General features: G+C 71.1%; 20 protein-coding genes. 16 read left to right on the forward strand and 4 right to left on the reverse strand.

Features of this window, described 5'->3' with window-relative positions; all coding sequences use genetic code 11:
* Position 1: 1 nt before the first annotated feature.
* The 12 genes from ABD156_RS45760 (at position 2) to ABD156_RS45815 (ending at position 11,909) form a co-directional block, all read left to right on the forward strand.
* On the forward strand, positions 2-880 hold the full coding sequence (locus ABD156_RS45760; protein ID WP_344288156.1) for an oxidoreductase: 879 nt from the start codon (positions 2-4) through the stop codon (positions 878-880).
* A 151-nt stretch (positions 881-1,031) separates the two neighbouring features.
* A complete protein-coding gene (locus ABD156_RS45765; protein WP_344288158.1) occupies positions 1,032-2,270 on the forward strand; it encodes a sensor histidine kinase in 1,239 nt (412 codons plus the stop codon).
* Positions 2,267-2,956 carry a response regulator gene (locus ABD156_RS45770; protein WP_344288160.1) on the forward strand — a complete coding sequence of 230 codons (690 nt, stop codon included), beginning with the start codon at positions 2,267-2,269 and terminating at the stop codon, positions 2,954-2,956. The genes ABD156_RS45765 and ABD156_RS45770 overlap by 4 nt, the downstream gene beginning before the upstream one ends.
* 187 nt (positions 2,957-3,143) lie before the next feature.
* Positions 3,144-4,127 (forward strand): Ppx/GppA family phosphatase, encoded by a 984-nt coding sequence (locus ABD156_RS45775; RefSeq protein ID WP_344288162.1) that lies wholly within the window; start codon positions 3,144-3,146, stop codon positions 4,125-4,127.
* Positions 4,128-4,275: 148 nt separating this feature from the next.
* Positions 4,276-6,009, forward strand: coding sequence for a hypothetical protein (locus tag ABD156_RS45780; RefSeq protein WP_344288164.1), 1,734 nt, complete (start codon positions 4,276-4,278; stop codon positions 6,007-6,009).
* 34 nt (positions 6,010-6,043) lie between these two features.
* Positions 6,044-6,847 carry a sugar phosphate isomerase/epimerase family protein gene (locus ABD156_RS45785; protein ID WP_344288166.1) on the forward strand — a complete coding sequence of 268 codons (804 nt, stop codon included), beginning with the start codon at positions 6,044-6,046 and terminating at the stop codon, positions 6,845-6,847.
* A gap of 212 nt (positions 6,848-7,059) precedes the next feature.
* Positions 7,060-7,890, forward strand: coding sequence for a thioesterase family protein (locus tag ABD156_RS45790; protein WP_344288169.1), 831 nt, complete (start codon positions 7,060-7,062; stop codon positions 7,888-7,890).
* Positions 7,891-7,913: 23 nt separating this feature from the next.
* Positions 7,914-8,726: a pyrroline-5-carboxylate reductase gene (gene proC / locus ABD156_RS45795; protein ID WP_344288171.1), complete on the forward strand. Its 813-nt coding sequence runs from the start codon at positions 7,914-7,916 to the stop codon at positions 8,724-8,726.
* A gap of 390 nt (positions 8,727-9,116) precedes the next feature.
* The gene (locus tag ABD156_RS45800; RefSeq protein ID WP_033291067.1) at positions 9,117-9,332 is read left to right on the forward strand and encodes a helix-turn-helix domain-containing protein; all 216 of its coding nucleotides are present in this window, start codon (positions 9,117-9,119) and stop codon (positions 9,330-9,332) included.
* Positions 9,333-9,474: 142 nt separating this feature from the next.
* A complete protein-coding gene (locus tag ABD156_RS45805) occupies positions 9,475-9,576 on the forward strand; it encodes a 30S ribosomal protein bS22 (protein ID WP_007030867.1) in 102 nt (33 codons plus the stop codon).
* Between the two features lie 261 nt (positions 9,577-9,837).
* Positions 9,838-10,884, forward strand: a complete 1,047-nt coding sequence (locus ABD156_RS45810) for an NAD-dependent epimerase/dehydratase family protein (RefSeq protein WP_344288177.1) — start codon at positions 9,838-9,840, stop codon at positions 10,882-10,884.
* Positions 10,881-11,909, forward strand: a complete 1,029-nt coding sequence (locus ABD156_RS45815; protein WP_344288179.1) for a lysophospholipid acyltransferase family protein — start codon at positions 10,881-10,883, stop codon at positions 11,907-11,909. Before ABD156_RS45810 ends, ABD156_RS45815 begins: the two co-directional genes overlap by 4 nt.
* A gap of 3 nt (positions 11,910-11,912) precedes the next feature.
* Here the strand turns inward: ABD156_RS45815 and ABD156_RS45820 are convergent, their stop codons facing one another.
* Positions 11,913-12,524 (reverse strand): TetR/AcrR family transcriptional regulator, encoded by a 612-nt coding sequence (locus ABD156_RS45820; protein ID WP_344288181.1) that lies wholly within the window; start codon positions 12,522-12,524, stop codon positions 11,913-11,915.
* Positions 12,525-12,594: 70 nt separating this feature from the next.
* Between ABD156_RS45820 and ABD156_RS45825 the strand changes: the two genes are divergently transcribed.
* On the forward strand, positions 12,595-13,002 hold the full coding sequence (locus ABD156_RS45825; protein WP_344288183.1) for a RidA family protein: 408 nt from the start codon (positions 12,595-12,597) through the stop codon (positions 13,000-13,002).
* Between the two features lie 7 nt (positions 13,003-13,009).
* Here the strand turns inward: ABD156_RS45825 and ABD156_RS45830 are convergent, their stop codons facing one another.
* The 3 genes from ABD156_RS45830 to ABD156_RS45840 form a co-directional block, all read right to left on the reverse strand.
* Positions 13,010-13,918: an HAD family hydrolase gene (locus ABD156_RS45830; protein WP_344288310.1), complete on the reverse strand. Its 909-nt coding sequence runs from the start codon at positions 13,916-13,918 to the stop codon at positions 13,010-13,012.
* 219 nt (positions 13,919-14,137) lie between these two features.
* Positions 14,138-15,226: a DUF5667 domain-containing protein gene (locus ABD156_RS45835; protein WP_344288185.1), complete on the reverse strand. Its 1,089-nt coding sequence runs from the start codon at positions 15,224-15,226 to the stop codon at positions 14,138-14,140.
* Between the two features lie 97 nt (positions 15,227-15,323).
* Positions 15,324-16,034 carry a sigma-70 family RNA polymerase sigma factor gene (locus ABD156_RS45840; protein ID WP_344288187.1) on the reverse strand — a complete coding sequence of 237 codons (711 nt, stop codon included), beginning with the start codon at positions 16,032-16,034 and terminating at the stop codon, positions 15,324-15,326.
* 281 nt (positions 16,035-16,315) lie between these two features.
* Between ABD156_RS45840 and ABD156_RS45845 the strand changes: the two genes are divergently transcribed.
* The 3 genes from ABD156_RS45845 to ABD156_RS45855 are packed head-to-tail and all read left to right on the forward strand — an operon-like array spanning position 16,316 to position 19,683.
* The gene (locus ABD156_RS45845) at positions 16,316-17,821 is read left to right on the forward strand and encodes an AMP-binding protein (RefSeq protein WP_344288188.1); all 1,506 of its coding nucleotides are present in this window, start codon (positions 16,316-16,318) and stop codon (positions 17,819-17,821) included.
* A gap of 31 nt (positions 17,822-17,852) precedes the next feature.
* Positions 17,853-18,068 (forward strand): glutaredoxin family protein, encoded by a 216-nt coding sequence (locus ABD156_RS45850; protein WP_344288312.1) that lies wholly within the window; start codon positions 17,853-17,855, stop codon positions 18,066-18,068.
* A gap of 58 nt (positions 18,069-18,126) precedes the next feature.
* Entirely contained in the window at positions 18,127-19,683 is a 1,557-nt protein-coding gene (locus ABD156_RS45855; protein ID WP_344288191.1) for a molybdopterin-dependent oxidoreductase, read from the forward strand.
* Positions 19,684-20,316 lie beyond the last annotated feature (633 nt).

Raw genomic sequence — 20,316 nt, forward strand, 5'->3', positions numbered from 1 at the left:
CATGACCGAAACGACACTTCCCGCCGCTGCCGCGGGCACCTGGCAGCTCGGCTCCCGCACCGTCAACCGCCTCGGCTTCGGGTCGATGCGGCTCGGCGGCTCGCTCGACCCGAACGCGCCGGTCGACGCCGACCGCGCGATTTCCGTGCTGCGCCGAGCCGTCGAGCTGGGCGTGAACCACATCGACACCGCCGCGTTCTACTTCGGCGCCACCTGGTCGGCCAACGCGCTGATCAAGGCCGCGCTCGCTCCGTATGGCGACGATCTCGTGCTGACCACCAAGGTCGGCCCGTCGCGCGGCGAATCCGGCGAGTTCCGGCCCTTCGCCCGCCCCGACGAGCTGCGCGGCCAGGTCGAACAGAACCTGCGCGAACTCGGCCGCGACCGCATCGACGTCGTCAACCTGCGCATCGGCACCGGCCTCGACCGCGGCACCGGGTCTCTGGCCGAGCACTTCGGCGCGCTGGCCGAACTGCGCACCGAAGGGTTGATCGGCGAGCTGGGGATTTCCAACGTCGGCACGGAGCACCTCGCCGAGGCGCAGGCGATCGCGCCGGTGGTGTGCGTGCAGAACCAGTACGGCCTGTCCGCCCGGCGCGAGGACGACGAGCTGCTGCGGCTGTGCGGCGAGCAGGGCGTGGCGTTCGTGCCGTTCTTCGCGGTCGCGAGTGGACAGTCCGACGTCGACGAGCGGGTCGCCGAGGTTGCGCGGCGGCACGAGGTGTCCGACGCTCAGGTGCGGTTGGCGTGGACGCTCGCGCAGGGCCCGCACGTGCTGGCGATCCCGGGCACGAGTGACCCCGCTCACCTGGAGCAGAACGTCGCGGCGGCGGCGCTGAAGCTGACCGACGAGGACCTCAAGACCCTTGACGCCCGCTGAAGGCCTAAGCGGGTCGATTTTGCCGAAACATCTCGATCGGGTGAACAGGGCCTGACCCCGAGGCGAATATGTACCCCTCAGGTGTCACTCGCCTCACGACAGGGCTTCCAGGACTAGGCCGGAAGGCTACCGGGATGCTTACGATTCCCCCGTGACCACGCCTGTTGTCCTGCTGACGGCCATCGGCGCTCTTGTCGTCGGCGCGGTCGCCGGTTTCCTCGCGGCGCGGGCCCGTGCCCGGCGCGAGGCGGCCCGGCCCACCGGCCCGACCGTCGCGGAGCTGCTCGAACGGTTGATCCGCTCCTCCAACAACGGCGTCATCGTGCTCAACCGGTTCGGCGACCTCGTGCTGCACAACCCGCGGGCGTACGAGCTCGGCCTGGTCCGGGTGAACCAGGCCGACCCGCGGGCGCGCAAGGCCGCCGAGCAGGTGGTCGAGACCGACGAGCCGATGGAAGTCGACCTTTCGCCGCTGGAGAGCAGGGGCCGCCGCCAGCCCGAGGCGGTGCTCGGCGAGGTCCGGCCGCTCGGCGACGGGTTCACCGTCGTCGAGGCCGTCGACCACTCCGAGGCGATCCGCCTGGAAGCCGTGCGCCGCGACTTCGTGGCCAACGTCAGCCACGAGCTCAAGACCCCGGTCGGCGCGATCGCGCTGCTCACCGAGGCCGTGCTGGACGCCGCCGAGGACGTCGAGGAGGTCCGCCGCTTCGGCGGCAAGATCCTGCGCGAGTCCACCCGGCTGGGCCAGCTCGTCACCGAACTGATCGCGCTGTCGCGCCTCCAGGGCGCCGAACGGCTGCCGGACCTCAACGTGGTCGAGGTCGACGCCGTCGTCCGCGAGGCGCTCGGGCGCACCACGCTGTCCGCCGAATCCGCGGAAATCACCATCACCACCGACGCGGCCAGCAGCCTTCTCATCGAGGGCGACCGGACGCTGCTGGTCACCGCGCTGTCGAACCTGCTGGAGAACGCCGTCGCGTACTCGTCGCCGGGCAGCCCGGTGTCGATCTCGCGCCGGCTCGCCGACGGGATGGTCGAGATCGCGGTGACCGACCGCGGCATCGGCATCGCCGAGGACGAGCAGCAGCGCGTGTTCGAGCGCTTCTACCGCGCGGACAAGGCGCGTTCGCGCGCCACCGGCGGCACCGGGCTCGGGCTGGCGATCGTGAAACACGTCGCGGCCAACCACGGCGGCTCGGTCGGCCTGTGGAGCCGTCCCGGCACCGGGTCGACGTTCACGTTGCGCATCCCCGCGCACGTGCGCACCGAACCCGCCGACACCGCACGCAAGGCCGCGCCCGCGCGGCCGGACAAGACCCCCGAGCGGACACCCCGGCTCGTGGCAACCGGGCAGGAAGTCTCCAGCCCAGACCATGGAGGAAACCTGTGACGAGGGTTCTCATAGTCGAGGACGAAGAGTCCTTCGCCGACCCGCTCGCCTTCTTGCTGCGCAAGGAAGGCTTCACCGCGGCGGTGGCTGTGACCGGCCAGCAGGCGCTTGAGGAGTTCGACCGCAACGGTGCCGACATCGTGCTGCTCGACCTGATGCTGCCCGGGATGAGCGGCACCGACGTCTGCAAGCAGCTGCGGCAGCGCTCCGCGGTGCCGGTGATCATGGTGACCGCGCGCGACAGCGAGATCGACAAGGTCGTCGGGCTGGAACTCGGCGCCGACGACTACGTGACCAAGCCGTACTCGGCGCGCGAGCTGATCGCGCGGGTGCGCGCGGTGCTGCGTCGCGGCGGCGAGCCGGGCACGGACGGCGAACTCGCTCCGCTGGTGCTGTCGGCCGGACCGGTGCGAATGGACGTCGAACGGCACGTGGTGACTGTGGACGGCGGCGAGGTTTCGTTGCCGCTCAAGGAGTTCGACCTGCTCGAGTATCTGCTGCGCAACGTCGGCCGGGTGCTGACCCGCGGCCAGCTCATCGACCGGGTGTGGGGCGCGGACTACGTCGGCGACACCAAGACCCTCGACGTCCACGTGAAGCGGCTCCGCTCGAAGATCGAGCCGGACCCGGGTTCGCCGCGGCACCTGGTGACCGTGCGCGGGCTCGGCTACAAGTTCGAGACCTGAGCCGAATTTTCGCACTGTCCGTGAAGGACTCCTTGAGGGAATCTGATTCCCTCAAGGAGTCCTTCACGGCTTTTGTCCGGGTTTCAGCGCATACCGTGCCGGATCGCGCACGCTGAGTTGATGTAGATCCGAGTGGAGTTGGTTACAGTTTCGAGACCTGGCACTGGGACCGGTACGCTGAATCCTCGTGCGCCTAGGGGTACTCGACGTCGGTTCCAACACCGTCCACTTGCTCGTGGTCGACGCCCATCGTGGCGCCCACCCGACCCCGATGCACTCCGAGAAAACGATGCTGCGGCTGGCCGAACAGCTCACCGGCTCCGGCGAACTGAGCCGTCCCGGCGAGGACGGCCTGGTCCGGGCGGTCGAATCGGCCAAGGCCGCGGCCGTGCGGCTCGGCTGCGAGGACGTGCTGGCGTTCGCGACGTCCGCGGTGCGCGAGGCGAAGAACTCGGCGAAGGTGCTGGCCAGGGTGACCGCCGAAACCGGCGTCAACCTGCGGGTTCTGTCCGGAGCGGACGAGGCGCGGCTCACCTTCCTCGCGGTGCGCCGCTGGTACGGCTGGTCGGCCGGGAAGCTGCTGGTGCTGGACATCGGCGGCGGGTCGTTCGAGGTCGCGATGGGCCGCGACGAGGAACCCGAACTCGCCGAATCGCTCCCGCTCGGCGCGGGCCGCACCACGCGCACCCGCTTCCGCAACGACCCGCCGACCCGTTCCGAGGTCGTCGCGACCTCTGCCTGGCTCGAGGACCAGCTCGCCGGGCTCGCGAAGAAGGTCGCCGGACAGGGCATGCCGGACCGCGTCGTGGCGACCTCCAAGACGTTCCGCTCGCTCGCGCGGCTGACCGGTGCGGCCCCCTCGGCGGCGGGCCCCCGAGTGCGCCGTACGCTCACTGACACTGCCCTTCGCCAGCTCATCGCCTTCATTTCGCGGATGACCGCCGCGGATCTGGCTCAGCTGGAAGGCGTCAGCGGGAGCCGGTCGCACCAGCTCGTGGCGGGCGCTCTGGTGGCGCAGGCCGCGATGCGGGCGCTCTCCCTCACGGAGTTGGAGATTTGCCCTTGGGCGCTGCGAGAGGGTGTCATCCTGCGGCGGTTGGACCACGCCAATGGGTCGGACGAAACTGGTACTGCCATCGCCGGCGTTTCGGCGAGCGGGGAGGACCGGTGACAGCAGCGGACTGGACTTGGCCGACGAAGACCAGGCACGGTGAAGAGGTGACGGACATGCACTGCACGGTGTCGATTGCGCGCGGCTCCGGAGGCAGGTGTGCCCGAGTGACCACAACCAACCCCGAGCGCGCTTTGGACAGCACGGTATGACGGACCAGACCGGCGGCGACCAGCCCCAGAAGACCGTGGCCGAACTGCTCGCCCAGCACGGGCAGCAGGTCGACGGCGGACGGCGACGCAGGCGCAGGGCCGCCGATGACGAGGACGAGGCCGCCCCGCGGCGCTCGAGCCTCACCGACACCGGACCACAGGCGATCATCGACCGGGTGGCCTCCGAGGGCGGCACCCCGCCGCCTCCTTCGCGTCCTCCGGGCGGCCGACGCCGTCCGGACGCGGCTCCCCGGCAGGCACCGCCGGCACCGCCCGCGCCCCCCGCGCCTCAGGAATCGGGTCAGTACCCGCGTCCTGGGCAGCAGCCGTCGGGGCAGCACCCGATGAACGGGCAGCAGCCCTCCGGGCAGTACCCGGCTCCGCAGGAGTCGGGCCAGTACCCGGTGAACGGCCAGCAGGACTCCGGCTACGCGCGTCCCCCGGCTCCGCCGCAGGAGTCCGGGCAGTACCCGCGCCCGGGCAACGGCCAGCAGGATTCGGCCTACGTGCGCCCGCCCGCGCCGCCGCAGGAGTCGGGCCAGTTCGTCCGTCCCGCGCCGCCCGCGGCCGGTCCCGGTCCGCAGGGCACCGGCTACCTGCGTCCGGCGGCTCCGCAGGACTCGGGTTACGTGCGTCCGCCCGCGCCGCCGCAGGAATCCGGGCAGATGCCGGTGCCGCCGCGCGGCCGTCCGCCGCGTCCGCAGGCAGGCGCCGAGGAAACGCGCGGCACGGTGCCGCCAGTTCGCCGCCGTCCGGCTCCGCCGCCCCCGCAGGACGGTGGTCTCGCGGCTCGGCTCGACGGCCTCGACGGCGACTCCCCGGAACCGCCCGCGACGCCGATGGCGAGCGGCGCGTTCCCGGCTCCCGGCGCTCCGGCCGCTCCGCCCAACCGGCCGCGGCGTGCTCCAGCCCGCCGTCCGGCGCCGAAGCAGGAGCCGCACACCGAGCAGTTCGACGCGGTCGACGGCCTGCCCGCCGACGGCGTCGCCGAAGACGCGCCGCCAGCGGGTCTCGCCGGCTGGCGGCAGCGTCGGCAGGCGGAGCAGTTGGAGGACACCGAGGTCGGCATGATGCCGGCCGTCCCGCCCGCGGGTGCGGAGCCGGAACCGGCCGCGGAATACGCCGAGGACGACTACGTCGACGACGGTTACGAGGACGAATACCCGGCCGCCGCAGCGGATTACGACGCGGGCCCGCCGACCGCGGGCTACCCGGCCCCGATGCCGTTCGCGCCGGGCGGCAAGGACGCGGCCGAGGACGACCTGTCCGAGTACGAGCGCGAGTTCGCCGAGCCGTCGGGCTACCCCGAGGGCCAGCCGGACTTCGAGGGCGACGACGGCTACGGGTACGAGCAGGCCGAAGGCTACGAACACGCCGAGGGCTACGCCGAAGGCGACGAGTACGACGACTATCCCGAGGAAGCCGTCGCCGAGGACGCGCCGGAGGCCGAGCCGGAACCCGCGGTTTCGGCGGGCAAGCAGTGGCTGACGCTGGCCGGACAGCTCGCGCTGGGCGTCGTCGGCGGGGCCGCCGTGTGGCTGGGCTTCAACTGGCTGTGGGTCAACCTCGCCCCCGCCGCGCTCGTCGGCGCGCTGCTGGTGATCGTCGCGCTGGTGTGGATCGTGCGGAAGATCCGCCGCGCCGAGGACCTGCAGACGACGCTGCTGGCGATTCTCGTCGGGCTGGTGGTGACGGTGTCGCCCGCGGCGCTGTTGCTGGTGGCCAAGTAGCCCGCCGCCGGGGACGCTGGGGCAGGATGGGCGCGTGAGTGAGAGCGCGCCCGTCCCCGTGGGCTTGAGCACTGCCTCGGTGTGGCCGCTGCGCGCGGGCGCGGCGTTCGAGCTGGCCGCGGACCTCGGCTACGACGGCGTCGAGGTCATGGTGTGGGCCGACCCGATCAGCCAGGACGTGTCGGCGATCCGGCGCTGGTCGCGGCGCACCGGGATGCCGGTGCTGTCGGTGCATTCGCCGTCGCTGCTCATCACGCAGCGGATCTGGTCGCCGGATCCCGAGGTGCGCCTGCGCCGCTCCGTGGACGCCGCGCTGGAACTCGGCGCGCGCACGGTCGTGGTGCACCCGCCGTTTCGCTGGCAGCGCCGGTACGGCGACGCGTTCGGCGATCTCGTGGACGAGCTGGAGGAAGCCAGCGGCGTGGACGTCGCGGTGGAGAACATGTTCAAGGTCCGTCCGCCCGGCGGCTCGCGCGACGCCCGGGTTTCGGCGTTCCGCCCTTCGATCGATCCCACGGACGTGGGGTTCCGGCACTACACCCTGGACCTGTCGCATTCGGCCGCGGCGCGGATGGACGCGCTGGCGCTGGCCGACCGGATGGGGGCGGGGTTGAGCCACGTCCATTTGGCGGACGGGACGGGGATTCCGAAGGATGAGCACCTGATTCCGGGGCATGGCGGGCAACCTTGTGCGGAATTGTTGGAAAAGCTGGTGAGTGACGGCTTTTCCGGTCAAGTGGTGCTGGAAGTGAACACCCGGCACGCGACGGGGGCGGCCGCGCGGGCCCGGGCGCTGGCGGAGGCGTTGTTGTTCGCCCGGTTGCATTTGGGGCAGTGAGCCGCGGATGCGGCGGGCGGTCGTGCGCGGCCAGCCGCATTTCGGGCCGTGTCCGCGGGTGATCTTGCTCGGCTGTCCGGGCGGTCCCTGCCCGGCTCGGCTCGCAAAGGCGGCCGGGCACCGTAAAGTGCGGGCGTGACCTCGCTGCCATCGCCGTCTCCAGTCTTCCCCGGACCCGGTTCCACGCGCCGTATCGCCGTGGCCGGTCGTCCGTGAGCGCGGCCGACGACACCGCGACCGCCTTCGACGCGGCCACCGCAGTCCGGTCGCTCGGGGACGGCACGTTCACCGCGACGTTGCGTTCGGAATGGGCGATCGCGGTCCATCCGCACGGCGGGTTTTTGGTGGCACTGCTGGCAAAAACCGCCGCCGCCGCGTTGCAGGAGCGCGGGGACGCGACTGTCGATCCGCTCGCGGTGAGCACCGAATTCCTGCACGCGCCCGCGCTCGGTCCGGTGTTGCTGCGGACCGATGTGCGCAAGGTCGGCCGCCGGGTTTCGGTGGTCGCGGTGTCGCTCGAACAGCGCGGCCGGGCTTGCGTCGAGGCGCGGGTCACGGTCGGCCGGTTGCCGATGCGCCGTTCCGAATGGACGGACCTGCCGCAGATGCCCGCCGAACCGCCGTCCAGTGCGTTGCAACTCGGCAAGGACACTCCGGAAGGCCCGTTCCACCTGTCCGCCGCCTGCGACGTGCGACTCGATCCGGCGACCGCGGGGTTCGTGTCCGGACGGACCGGAGACCCGCCGCGGCTGCGGATGTGGGCCCGTCCGCGCGTCGGCCAGCCCGACGTGTACTTCGCGCTCCTGGCGGGCGACCTCAACCCGCCGGTGGTGGCGAACCTCGGCAGGCACGGCTGGGCCCCGACCGTCCAGCTGACGTCGCTGGTGCGGACCCGCCCGGCCCCGGGCTGGCTGCGGATCCTCGTCGAAGCGCGGTCGGTGCACGAGCCGTGGTTCGACTCGGACGCCACTGTCGTGGACGCCCAAGGCCGGCTCGTCGCGCAGGTGCGGCAGCTGGCGCTCGCCCCGGCACCGGGCGGCTGAGCCGCGTTTGGCACGCTGGCCGCATGAGTGTGATCGCGGTGCTGGGTGCGGGAAAGATCGGCGAAGCCCTGCTGTCGGGCCTGCTCAACGGCGGCCACGAGCCAGGCGACCTGCTCTTCACCGAGCGGTACGAGGAGCGGGCGCGCGAGCTGGAAGCGCGCTACCCGGGCATGAAGGCGGCGACTGTCGCGGACGCCGCCCGGCAGGCGGACATCCTCGTGGTCGCGGTGAAGCCGCAGGACATCGAGCCGGTGCTGGACGAGCTGGCCCCGCTGCTCGGGACGGCGTCGCTGGTCGTCTCGCTGTGCGCGGGGCTGCCGACCGCGCTGTACGAACGCCGTCTCGCTTCGGGGGTGCCGGTGGTCCGCGTGATGCCGAACACCCCGATGCTGGTCGGCGAGGCGATGAGTGCGATCTCACCCGGCAAGCACGCGACGCCGGCGCACCTCGCGACGGTCAAGGAGCTGCTTTCGCACGTCGGCCAGGTCGTCGAGGTGCCGGAGCGGCAGCAGGACGCGGTCACCGCGCTGTCCGGATCCGGTCCGGCGTACTTCTTCTACCTGGTCGAGGCCATGATCGACGCGGGCATCCTGCTCGGCCTGCCGCGCGCGCTCGCCGGGCAGCTGATCATCCAGTCGGCGGTCGGAGCGGCGAAGATGCTCGCCGAGGGCCAGGACCACCCGGTGCTGCTGCGCGAGGCGGTGACGTCCCCTGCCGGGACCACCATCAACGCGATCCGCGAACTGGAGAAGCACGGCGTGCGCGCGGCGCTGCTCGACGCGATCGAGGCCGCCCGCGACCGCTCGGAGGAGCTGGGCCGCGCCCACGAAAACTGATCCGCCCGCCCCAACGCCGCGTGGGTCCGTGAAGGGCTCATTGACGGAATCAGATTCCCTCAATGAGCCCTTCACGGACGTCGGCGGGAGCGGAGTCATGCGGCCCGGCTGCTGCTTGGCCCGGCCCGGTCGCGGCGCCTCTGCGGCGAGTGGCGGCGGTCCGCTAGTCCGTTCAGCGCACCCATGCCCCATCGGAGCGGTTGGGCCATCCGGGCATTTCGGGCATCGCTGCGCCGTCCGGGCTATCCGAAGCCCCAGGTGAGGGCCCATCCTGGTGACAGGCGTCGCACGAGTCCCACCTGTCCCGCTACCCTCGGAAGAGCACGTGCGTGTCGATACCACAGGTGGGGAAGCCTCGTGGCGCGACACGTGTCGAAGGACGCGGTAAACATGTCGCCGAACAAGAGGGAGGATTTGCCCGCGGTAGGGCAGGTCCAGTTTTTGACAGTCGCCGAAGTGGCCACGCTGATGCGGGTCTCGAAGATGACCGTGTACCGCCTGGTGCATTCGGGCGAACTTCCCGCGGTCAGAGTCGGGAAGTCCTTCCGGGTGCCGGAAAAAGCGGTGCACGAGTATCTGCAGGGCGCTTACTTCGACGTGGGCTGACCGGTCGCCGGGCATGCGTCAAACCATGCCCGCCGACCGGCCCGCGCCGGGACGCTAGTAGCCTGGTAAACCGCTCGTGCCTGTGCGCTCCACCCGTTGGACGCTGCGCCGGGCAGCGTGACCGACGACAAGAGGAGCGCCCATGGGTTCCGTGATCAAGAAGCGCCGCAAGCGCATGTCCAAGAAGAAGCACCGCAAGCTGCTGCGCCGTACGCGCGTGCAGCGGCGCAAGGCCGGCAAGTAAGCCGTCCGCGCGGTTGAGGTTTCGTGGCCCGTCCAGTCTCTGGACGGGCCACACTCATGTTCGGGCCTGAGTGCGCCCGATCGAGTGAGGCGCGTATCGCAATCCGGACGTCCCTCGTAAATACCAGGTAAGGCCTGGTCAGAAGGGCGCCTGTGGCCGGTAACATGGCGGGCGCATCAGCGCGATGCTTCCAGCGAGTGCAGGTTCGCGCACCCCGAGTGATCACTCCGTCTTGCACACTGCTGCCGATCAGGGAGTTCCATGGCCTCGAACATCGTGCTCGTCACCGGAGTCGCCGGCGACCTCGGCGGGAAGCTGCTCGCCCGGCTCGGCGCGCATCCGGATCTCGAGCGGGTGATCGGCGTCGACACCGCCCCGCCTGCCAAGGACGTCCAGCAGCGGATGGGCCGCGCCGAGTTCGTCCGCGCCGACATCCGCAATCCGCTCATCGCGAAGGTGATCAGCAGCGCCGAGGTGGACACCGTCGTGCACACCTCGTGCACCGCGCATCCGGCCGGCCCGAGCCGGCGGGCGGCGGTCAAGGAAGTCAACGTCATCGGCACCATGCGGCTGCTCGCCGCGTGCCAGCGCGCGCCGAAGGTGCGCAAGCTCGTGGTGAAGTCCAGCGCCGCGGTGTACGGCGCGGGCGCGCGTTCGCAGGCGGTCTTCACTGAGGATTCGGAGCTGATCCCGCCGTCGTCCAGCGGCTACGCGAAGGACGCGGTGGAGATGGAGGGCTACGTGCGCGGCCTCGCCCGCCGCCGCCCGGACCTGACCATCACGCTCGCCCGGTTCGCGAACATCATCGGCCCCGAGGTCGACACCGTGCTGGCCCGGTACTTCTCGCTGCCGGTCGTGCCGACCGTCTTCGGCTACGACTCCCGGCTGCAGCTGCTGCACGGTTCAGACGCGCTGTCGGTGCTGGAAATGGCGACGCTGGAAGACCGGCCGGGCGTGTTCAACGTCGCCTCGGAAGGGGTACTCACGCTGTCCCAGGCGATCCGCCGGGCGGGCCGGGTCGGGCTGCCGATGCCGCGCGGCGTGGTGCCCTCGGTCGGGAAGCTGCTGCGCGGCGCGCGGCTGGTCGATTTCTCCACCGACCAGGTGCGGCTGCTGAACTTCGGCCGCGCGGTCGACATCACGAAGCTCAAGAAGGAATTCGGGTACACGCCCCGCTGGACCACTCGCGAGGCGTTCGACGATTACGTGGCAGGCCGCGGCCTGCGCCCGGTGCTCGACGGCGGCGCGCTGGCCGGGCTGGCCGGGAAAGTGCTGGAGGCCGCCGCCACCGGGCAGGCGCGCCGATGAGCCACGCGACGAGGGCCGGAAGTGAGGCGAATCCCGTGAATGGTGCTGAGGCACAGGTCATCCCGCTGCATGGACCCGGCCGGGAGAAACCGGCCGAGGCGCCGGAGCAGGCCGAGGAGCGCGTGGACGCTCCGGTCGTCGAGTTCCCGGCGCAGCCGTCCGGGCCGGTGCGCGAACCCGCGGCCGATCCGCTGTCGGAGTCGGTCCGCGGCGCGCTCACCTTCCTGCGCCACCGGCTCACCGGCGACTACGCGGTGGACGAGTTCGGATTCGACGCCGAGCTCACCGAGACGCTCGTGCTGCCGCCGCTGCGCGCGCTGTACGAGAAGTGGTTCCGCGTCGACACGTTCGGCGTCGAGAACCTGCCGACCGCGGGCGGCGCGCTGCTGGTGTCCAACCACTCCGGCACCTTGCCGCTCGACGCGCTGATGACCGCGGTCGCGGTGCACGACGAGACCGGCGGACGGCATCTGCGCGGCCTCGGTGCGGACCTGGTGTTCAAGCTGCCGCTGGTGGGGTCGTTCGCGCGCAAGTCCGGCCAGACGCTCGCCTGCAACGCCGACGCCGAACGCCTGCTGACCAACGGCGAGCTCGTCGGCGTGTGGCCGGAAGGGTTCAAGGGTGTCGGGAAGCCGTTCTCCGCGCGGTACAAGCTGCAGCGCTTCGGCCGCGGCGGGTTCGTGTCCGCGGCGATGCGCGCGGGCGTGCCGATCATCCCGGTGTCGGTGGTCGGGGCCGAGGAGACGTATCCGAAGATCGGCGAGCTGAAGGTGCTGGCGCGGCTGTTCGGGCTGCCGTACTTCCCGGTGACGCCGTTCTTCCCGCTGCTCGGCCCGCTCGGCGCGGTGCCGCTGCCGACGAAGTGGACCATCGAGTTCGGCGAGCCGATCCGCACCGACGACTACGGCCCGGACGCGGTCGACGATCCGATGCTGGTGTTCACGCTCACCGACCAGGTGCGGGAGTCGATCCAGCATTCGTTGTACCGCAGGCTTTCCCAGCGGCGCAGCGTTTTCCGCGGCTGAGCTTCAGCCAGGCAGGCGCCAGCCGCGGCGCACTGAGCGTTCGCAGCGCCGAGGTTCGTCGCCGACGCTGACGAACAGCGCGGTCAGCAAAGGCGCGCCGTGGTCGAGAGTGGGGCGCGGCAAGGGTCCGTTGGCGACCAGCGAGACCAGGCCGTGCGCGACGGCCCAGCTTTGCGTGGCGAGTTCGAGCGCGTCGAGGCCTTCGCGGTACCGGCCGGTGTCGCGGCCTCGGGCGGCGGCTTGCACCAGGTATTCGAGGGTGTCGTCGGCGGCTTGGGCGTCTTCCAGCTCGAAGTTGGCGTCGAACATCACGCGGTACAGGTCGGGGTGGTCCAGCGCGTTGCCGAGGTACGCGGAGATCAGCGCGGCGTGATCGCGCACCGGATCGGCGGACTGGCGGACCTCGGCCATTCGGTGCGCCAGCCGGGTGAAACCCTCCTGGCGCAAGGCTTTCCAGAGGCCGTCCATGTTGTCGAAGTGCGTGTAGACGGCCATCGTCGACACTCCGGTCCCGGCCACGAGCGAGCGCAGGGTGATCGGTTCGCGGGTGCGGAGCATCTGCGCTGCCCGTTCGAGCAGCAAGGTGCGCACTGCCGGATCCTTCGCCCTCGCCATGGCGGCATTCTATAGCATTGCAATGCTATGTTTGAAGCACCGAAGATCATTCCCGGCTTCAGGAGGAAACATGGCCGTCACCCTGGTCAACCCAGCTGCGCTGCCGCAGGTCGGCCTCTACCGCCAGGTGTCCGTCGCCACCGGCTCGCGGACCGTGTACATCGCCGGGCAGGTGGCGCGGACCGCCGACGGCGGGCACGTCGGGGACGGAGATCTGGCCGCGCAGGTCGAGCAGGCTTACCTGAACGTGGCCGCGGCGCTGGCCGAGGTGGGCGCGACGTTCGCCGATGTGGCGCGGCTGACGGTGTACTTCGTCGAGTGGTCGCCGGAGAAGATGGGCGAGTTCGTCGAGGGCGTGCAGCGCGCGGAGAAGAAGCTGGGCGTCGCCATCCAGGCCCCGTTGACGGGGATCGGTGTGGCGTTCCTGGCGGAGCCGGATCTCCTGGTCGAGGTCGAGGCGACTGCGGTGCTGGACTGACCCGGCCTCAGCGGCGGCGGTACGCCATCCCCGCGGCGACCGCCCCCGCGACCGCACCCGCCCCGATCACCGACGGGACGCCGATGCGGGCGGCCTTGCGGCCGGTGCGGAAGTCGCGGATCTCCCAGCCGCGGGCACGGGCGACGTCGCGCAGGCCGCTGTCCGGGTTCACCGCGACCGCGGTCCCGACGACCGACAGCATCGGCACGTCGTTCTGCGAATCCGAATAAGCCGTGCAGCGCTTGAGGTTCAGGCCTTCGCGCGACGCGAGCGCGCGGACCGCGTGTGCTTTCGCGCGGCCGTGCAGCATGTCGCCGACCAACCGTCCGGTGTAGACGCCGTCCTTGGTTTCCGCGACCGTGCCGAGCGCGCCGGTGAGGCCGAGGCGACGGGAGATGATCGCGGCGAGTTCGATCGGCGTCGCCGTGACGAGCCACACGCGCTGGCCCGCGTCGAGGTGCATCTGCGCGAGCGCGCGGGTGCCGGACCAGATCTTGTCCGCCATCAGCTCGTCGTAGATCTCCTCGCTCATCGTGGTGAGCTCCTCGACCGTGCGACCGGCCACAAAGGACAGCGCGCGCTCGCGGTGGGTCTTGATGTCGGCCTTGTTCTCGCGGCCGCCGATGCGGAACTTGACCTGGTCCCACACGAAACCGGCGAGGTCGGCGGAGGTGAAGAACTTGCGCGCGGCGAGGCCGCGGGCGAAGTAGAAGATCGACGCGCCCATCATCATCGTGTTGTCCACGTCGAAGAAGGCGCCCGCGGTGAGGTCCGGCGGCGCGGGCGGAACCGACGTCGCCAGCTGCGCCGAGGACGAGGCCGCCTCGGCCGACGCCTCGCCGGCGAGCGTGGCGAGCCGCTCGAGTTCCTGACTCTTATCCTTGCCACGCCAAGCTGACACGCACACCGCCTCCAGGTTCGGGCACGTCCCGGCGGACGACGCCGACCGGGTCCTGCAGCACAGGGTAGCGACCGCTCGACTCACCCGTTGGAGATGTGGCCCGTGCCTCCGGTAGGGGTTGCCCACCGGCCCCGATCACCGCGCCCGAGAGTGACCTACGTCGCGGCTGACGGTCCGTGAAGGGCTCCTTGAGGGAACCAGATTCCTTCAAGGAGCCCTTCACGGACCGAGGCGTCAGCCGATGACGATCGGCGGGAGTCCGGGCAGCAGCGGCGGGATCGAGACCACCGGCGGGGGCGCGGGCCGCGTCGGGATCCGGGGCGGGGTCGGCGCGGTGATCGGCGGCGAGGCGCTCGGCGGGGTCGCGGTGTGCGGGACTTCCGTCGAGGTCGGCGTCGGGGTCGGCTGGTTCGGGCTGCTCAGCGTCGGCGAGGACACCGAGCGCACCGGCAGCGGGGAGTCCGTCGGCGGGACGCTCGATCCGGCAGTGGGCGGCGGGCTGCTCGGCGTCGAGCCGCCGGGAGACAGCGGTTGCTGGGTGCACGCGCCCCGCGCCGGGAGGAGTCCTAGTTCGTCGGTGGTGCCGGTGGTGATCTGGTAGCAGCTCAGCCGCGAGCCCAGCGCGGACGTCCGTTGCTGTACCCGGTCGAGCAGGAAACGCGCTTGCTGGAAATCCGAGCGAGCGGACGCCGGGACGTCGGCCTGTTCCGACTCCAATTGCCGCGACTGGCTCTGCGCCCAGGACTCCAGCGACGTCAGCCGCGTGCGGTTGCCGCTCGTGGTCGCCAGTTCGGTGAGTTCGGCCACGCCCGCGCGGACGTCGCTGCTGAAATCGTGCAGGGCCGTTTGGTACGCCGCTGGGCTGGCGTCGTCCATCCGGCCCAGTTCGGTGACGCGGTTCGCGGCGAACTTCAGATGCTTCTCGGCCTTGGCTTCGTCGCCGAAGGTCAGGCCGAGCGACGTGACTTCGCCCGCTCGCTTCACGCTGTACAGCGCGTCTCCGGGCAGGGCGTCTCGCGAAAGCAGCAGCGTGAGCCCGCCAAGACCGAGGATCAGTGCGATGCCCGCGGCGGCGAGGTCGGCCATTCGCGGACGCCACCGTCGGCGGGGAAGCGGCTCGCCGATGCGGCCTTCGATTTCGGCGCGGATCCGGGCTCGGGTGGCTGGGTCGGGATCGCCCGCTTGGCCCAGTTCGCGCAGGGTGCCGACGAGGGCCAGCTCTTCGGCGAACTCGTCCGGCCGCTGCCCGGGGGAAGCATTGATCGCGTCGTCGAACCGCTCGCTCTCGGTCCGACCACGCGAAAACCACCCGGGCACGCCCACGGTGCTGCTCCGTCTCCACCCAACGCCCGGCCCTGACCGCCGGTCTGCGTGAGAAACGATTAAGAAGCCGAAAAAGTTACGGCCGATCGTTGAACGATCAACGCAGGCCGGTGGGCAGCAGCTGCGCGAGCCGCCGGACCGCGCGGTGCTGCAGCGCCTTCACCGCGCCCTCGTTGCGGTCCATGATCTGGGCGGTCTCGGCGACCGAGAGCCCCTGCAGGAACCGCAGCACGATGCATTCGCGCTGGTCGTCGCCGAGTTCCGCGACACAGCGCAGCAGTTCGGCGCGGGTCGCGCCCGCGATCGCCTGCTGTTCGGGCCCGGCCTGCGCGACCGGACCGACCGGGCCGCCGGGCACGCCGCCCGGTTCGGCGACCTCGTCGGTGACGACCTCGAGCCGGAACCGGCTGGACTTCACGTGGTCGAGGATCAGGTTGCGGGCGATGGTCACGAACCACGCGCCGACGTCGCGGCCCTGGTAGCTCACCGACGTGATCCGGCGCAGCGCGCGCAGGAAGGTCTCGCTGGTGACGTCCTCGGCCAGGTCGCGGTCGCCGAGGCGGAAGAGCGCGTAGCGGTAGACGACGTCGACGTACCGGTCGTACAGCTGGCCGAACGCGGAGGAGTCGCCCGCCTGCGCGGACCGCACCAGGTCCCACGCCTCGGCCTTGGCGACCTCGGCGGGATCCGGTTCGGCGTCCGCCTTCGGCAGCGGCACGGCGGCCGCGGCCGAGCCGAACACGCGGTCGGCGAACATCGCGACCGGCCCGCGGTGCGCGGTGGCGGACAGAGTGATCGGACGGGTCATCGAGCGGCACCTCCGGCTGTCCCTGGTGCTGCCGGGCGCGGTCCCGAGGGCGCGAAGGCGTGCCGCGGCGCATGTCCCACTTCCTCGTGGACCGGCAGCTTCGGCACGACGACTCCCTTGCTCGGGTCACCCGGTAGTGATCAACGCCACCCGGCGACGCAGTGCAGCATACGTGTTGTTACCGCGAAGTAGGTAGTGTCCCGGTCAGGCAGAGGTGCGACGATCGCGCGGCATCCCCATTACGGGTGACAAGATGACGAATCCGCAACGGAACGAGAGGGGTGGGGGTGGACCGGATCAGCACCGCCCACGGTGTCGCCGGCCTGCTCGCCGATGCGGCCAGCCGCTGGCCGGAGCGCACGGCGATCACCGAGACGGGCACGGGCAGCACGCTGACCTGGCGACAGCTGGACGAAGCCGCGCACGCGCAGGCGCGCAGCCTGGTCTCCTCCGGCGTCGCGCCGGGCGACCCGGTGGTGCTGCGGCTCCCGACGTCGGCTGACTTCGCGGTCGCCCTGTTCGCGGTGCTGCGCGCGGGCGGAATCGCCGTGCCGTTGTCGCCGCAAGCCCCCGCACCCGAGTTGGAGCGGCTGCTGGAGCACTGCGGCGCGAAACGCGTGGTGCAGCGCGACGACGCCGAGTTGCCCGAAGGCGTTGCCGGCCTGCCGCCGCGCGGCGACGAGGCGGGCGACCCGGTCGACCTCGGTCGTTCCGGCGAGGACATCGCGGTCATTTCGTACACCTCCGGCACGACCGGTCCGCCGCGCGGAGTGCTGTTGTCGCACCGCGCGTTGCTGGCGAACCTCACTCAACTGTCCCAAGTGGACGGTGTGACCGAGCACGACGACCGCGTGCTGGTGTCGATCCCGCTCTTCCACGTCTACGGCCTCGGCCCGGGGCTGCTCATGGCGACGGCGGTCGGGGCGACGCTGGTGCTGTCCGAACGCTTCGAAGCCCGGCGGACGCTGCAAGACTGCGCCGAACATCGCGTCACGGCGATCACCGGCGTGCCCGCGATGTACAACGAATTCGCCTCGCTCGACACTGAAGAACTGAGCCGCGGGCTGGCGACGGTGAAGCGGCTGACGTCCGGGGCCGCGCCGTTGCATCCGAAGGTGCTCGCGGCGATCCGCGAGGCCACCGGGCTCGACGTGTACGAGGGCTACGGGCTCACCGAATGCGCGCCGGTGGTGACGTCCACGCTGGTCACCGGCTATCCGAAGCCTGGCTCGGTCGGACGGCCGCTGCCCGGGATCGAGCTGCGGCTGGTGGAGTCCGACGGATCCGCGGACGATTTGCCGCTCGACCCGGAGGAGCCGGACGACGTCTTCGAGGCAGGCGGCAGCACCGGGCTGGTGTCGGTGCGCGGGGCGAACCTGTTCTCCGGGTACTGGCCGGACGGCGCGCACGGCCCGGACGCCGAGGGCTGGTTCCGGACCGGCGACGTCGGTTATCTCGATTCCGACGGCGACCTGCACCTGGTCGACCGGGCCAACGACTTGATCATCGTCAACGGCTTCAACGTCTTCCCGCACGAGGTCGAGGAAGTGATCTCGCGGCTGCCTGGCGTGGCCGAGGCCGCTGTCGTCGGCGTGGTCGACGAGCGAAGCGGCGAAGCGGTGAAGGCGGTCGTGGTGCCTGCCGAAGGCGCGGCGTTGTCGGAGCAGCAGGTGGTGGACCAGTGCACGGCGCATCTCGCCGGATACAAGGTGCCGCACACCGTCGAATTCGCCGAGACGCTGCCGCATTCGGCGACCGGGAAGCTGCGCCGGCTGAAGCTGCGCTGATTAGGCTGGCTCTGTGCACAAAGTGACCGTGATGAGCCGCGAAGGGTGCCACCTGTGCGACGTGGCCGAGGCGGACGTCGCGCGGATCTGCGGTGAGCTGGGCGTGCCGTGGGAGACCGCGGACGTCGACAGCGACCCGGAATGGCAGGCCGAATACGGCGACCAGGTGCCGGTGATCCTGATCGACGGGGTCGAGCACGGGTACTGGCGCGTCGAGGAAGAACGGCTTCGCACGGCGCTGCGGTAAGCAACCTGTAAGCGCTTTCAACGGGCCTGACGGGGCCGGACCCGCCGAAGATGGTGGGGTGAGTGCGTTGAAAGAAGCTCCGCCGGCCGCCCGGCCGCGCCTGTCGCTGGGCATCGCGACGTTCATCGGCCTGGTCTCGCTGGCCGTCGCGCTGGGCGTGGGGCACCTGGTCGCCGGATTTGTCGGGTACAACGCGTCGCCGTTCGTCGCGGTCGCGGACTTCGTGATCGCGCACAGCCCGCACGCCGTCGTGGTGTGGGCTGAGCAGACGATCGGGACCGCCGACAAGACCGTGCTCAAGATCGGTCTGGCTGTGGTGCTGGTGGGATTCGCGGTGCTTGCCGGACAGCTTTCGCGCAGCCGTCCGCTGCCGGGCCAGCTGTTGGTGGTCGTGATCGGTGCGTTCGGGATCTTCGCGGTGTTCGAGCGCACGGACGTCGGACAGCTCGCGTTGCTGGCTCCGGTGCTGGCGCTGGGTGCTTCGCTGCTGGTGTTCAGCTGGCTGCACAAGCGTGCGCTGCCGCCGGAAACCGAACTGCGACAAGGACTTAGCCGTCGACAGGTGTTGCGGCGCGGCGCGGGGATCGCGGCCGGCGCCGGCGTGGCGGCGATCGTCGGCGAGGTCGTGTCGACCACCGGCAGCGCGGCTGGCTCGCGGGCTTCGATCGGGCCGCTGGTCGCCGCCCGGAAAGCTCCGCCGCTGCCGCCGGATGCGGATTTCCACAAGCTCGGGTCGCCGCCGTTCATCACGCCGAACGGGAGCTTCTACCGGATCGACACCGCGTTCGTCGTGCCTCAGGTGCGGGCCGAGGACTGGGCCTTGAAGATCCACGGCATGGTCGACCGCGAGGTGAGCTTCTCCTACGCGGACATCCGGAACCGCCCGCTGGTGGAACGGACCGTGACGCTCACCTGCGTCTCCAACGACGTCGGCGGCGACCTGATCTCCACCGCCAACTTCATCGGGGTGGACTTGGTCGACCTGCTGAACGCGGCGGGCGTGCGCCCGGGCGCGCAGCAGATGTACGCGACCAGCGTCGACGGGTTCACCTGCGGCACCCCGGCCAACGTCGCGCTGGACCCGGCGCGCGGCGCGATGCTCGCGATCGGCATGAACGGCGAGGCGCTGCCGGTCGAGCACGGGTTCCCGGCACGGATCGTGATCCCCGGGCTCTACGGCTACGTGTCGGCGACCAAATGGGTCACCGACCTGGAATTCACGACCTGGGACGCGCGGCAGGCGTACTGGCTGCAGCGCGGCTGGGCGGAGCAGGCCCCGATCAAGACCGAATCGCGGATCGACGCACCGGCCAGCGGGACGTCGGTGCGCGCGGGCAAGGTCCGGGTGGCGGGGACGGCGTGGGCGCAGCACGTCGGGATCGCGAAGGTCGAGGTGCGGGTGGACCAGGGCGCGTGGACTCCGGCGACGCTTTCGGCCGAGGTCAGCAAGGACACCTGGCGGATGTGGTGGGCCGAGGTGCCGGTGCCGCCGGGCAGCCACACGGTGACGGTGCGGGCGACGGATCAGTCCGGCTACACGCAGACGGACCGGACCGCGGACCCGGTTCCGGACGGTGCGACCGGCTGGCACACCGTGCCGTTCACCGCGGCCTGAACAACTCCGGGGCTTCGCTGCCCGGCCCCCCGCCGCGGCCGCCGGCTTCGCTGTCCGTGAGGGGAACCCTGACGGACTCAGAGTCCCTCGGGGTTCCCCTCACGGACAGCGAGGGAAGCCGCGCGGCGGGCGGGGTTGTGCTTCTGGTCATGCGGGTGACCAGTGACTTTGTGCATGCGTTCACAAGTGGACTACCGTAGGAACCCGTCCCCGCGAGGACCGGCATCGAACCGGACGGAAGCCGTGGGGTCAAGGGTTGGTTTTCCACTGCCGGACAGGCAGGTGGGGGACAGCGCGGGCACGAAGCCGGATTTGAGGAGAAGTCAGCGTGGTGACACAGCGGGGCGGGCGCGGCGGTGCCGAACCGCCGGCCACGCCTCCCCGCGACGAATCCGACGCCGCCGAAGCCGCCCCGCCCGCACGCCGGAGCGGTGGACGGCACGCCGCGGGCAGCCGCCGTCGAGCCACGGTGAGCGAGAACGGCTTGGCGCGCAACGGGAATTCGGCGGAAGCCGCACACGAGAACGGGCAGGCCGGGCACGACCAGGTCGCCGGCGGCGGCGAGCACGCCGCGGGCAACGGCCGGGCAGCCTCCGGCAGTGGCAACGGCCGCGCGAGCCGGGCGACCGCACG

The organism is Amycolatopsis albidoflavus, from assembly GCF_039525725.1.
Lineage (GTDB): Bacteria > Actinomycetota > Actinomycetes > Mycobacteriales > Pseudonocardiaceae > Amycolatopsis > Amycolatopsis albidoflava.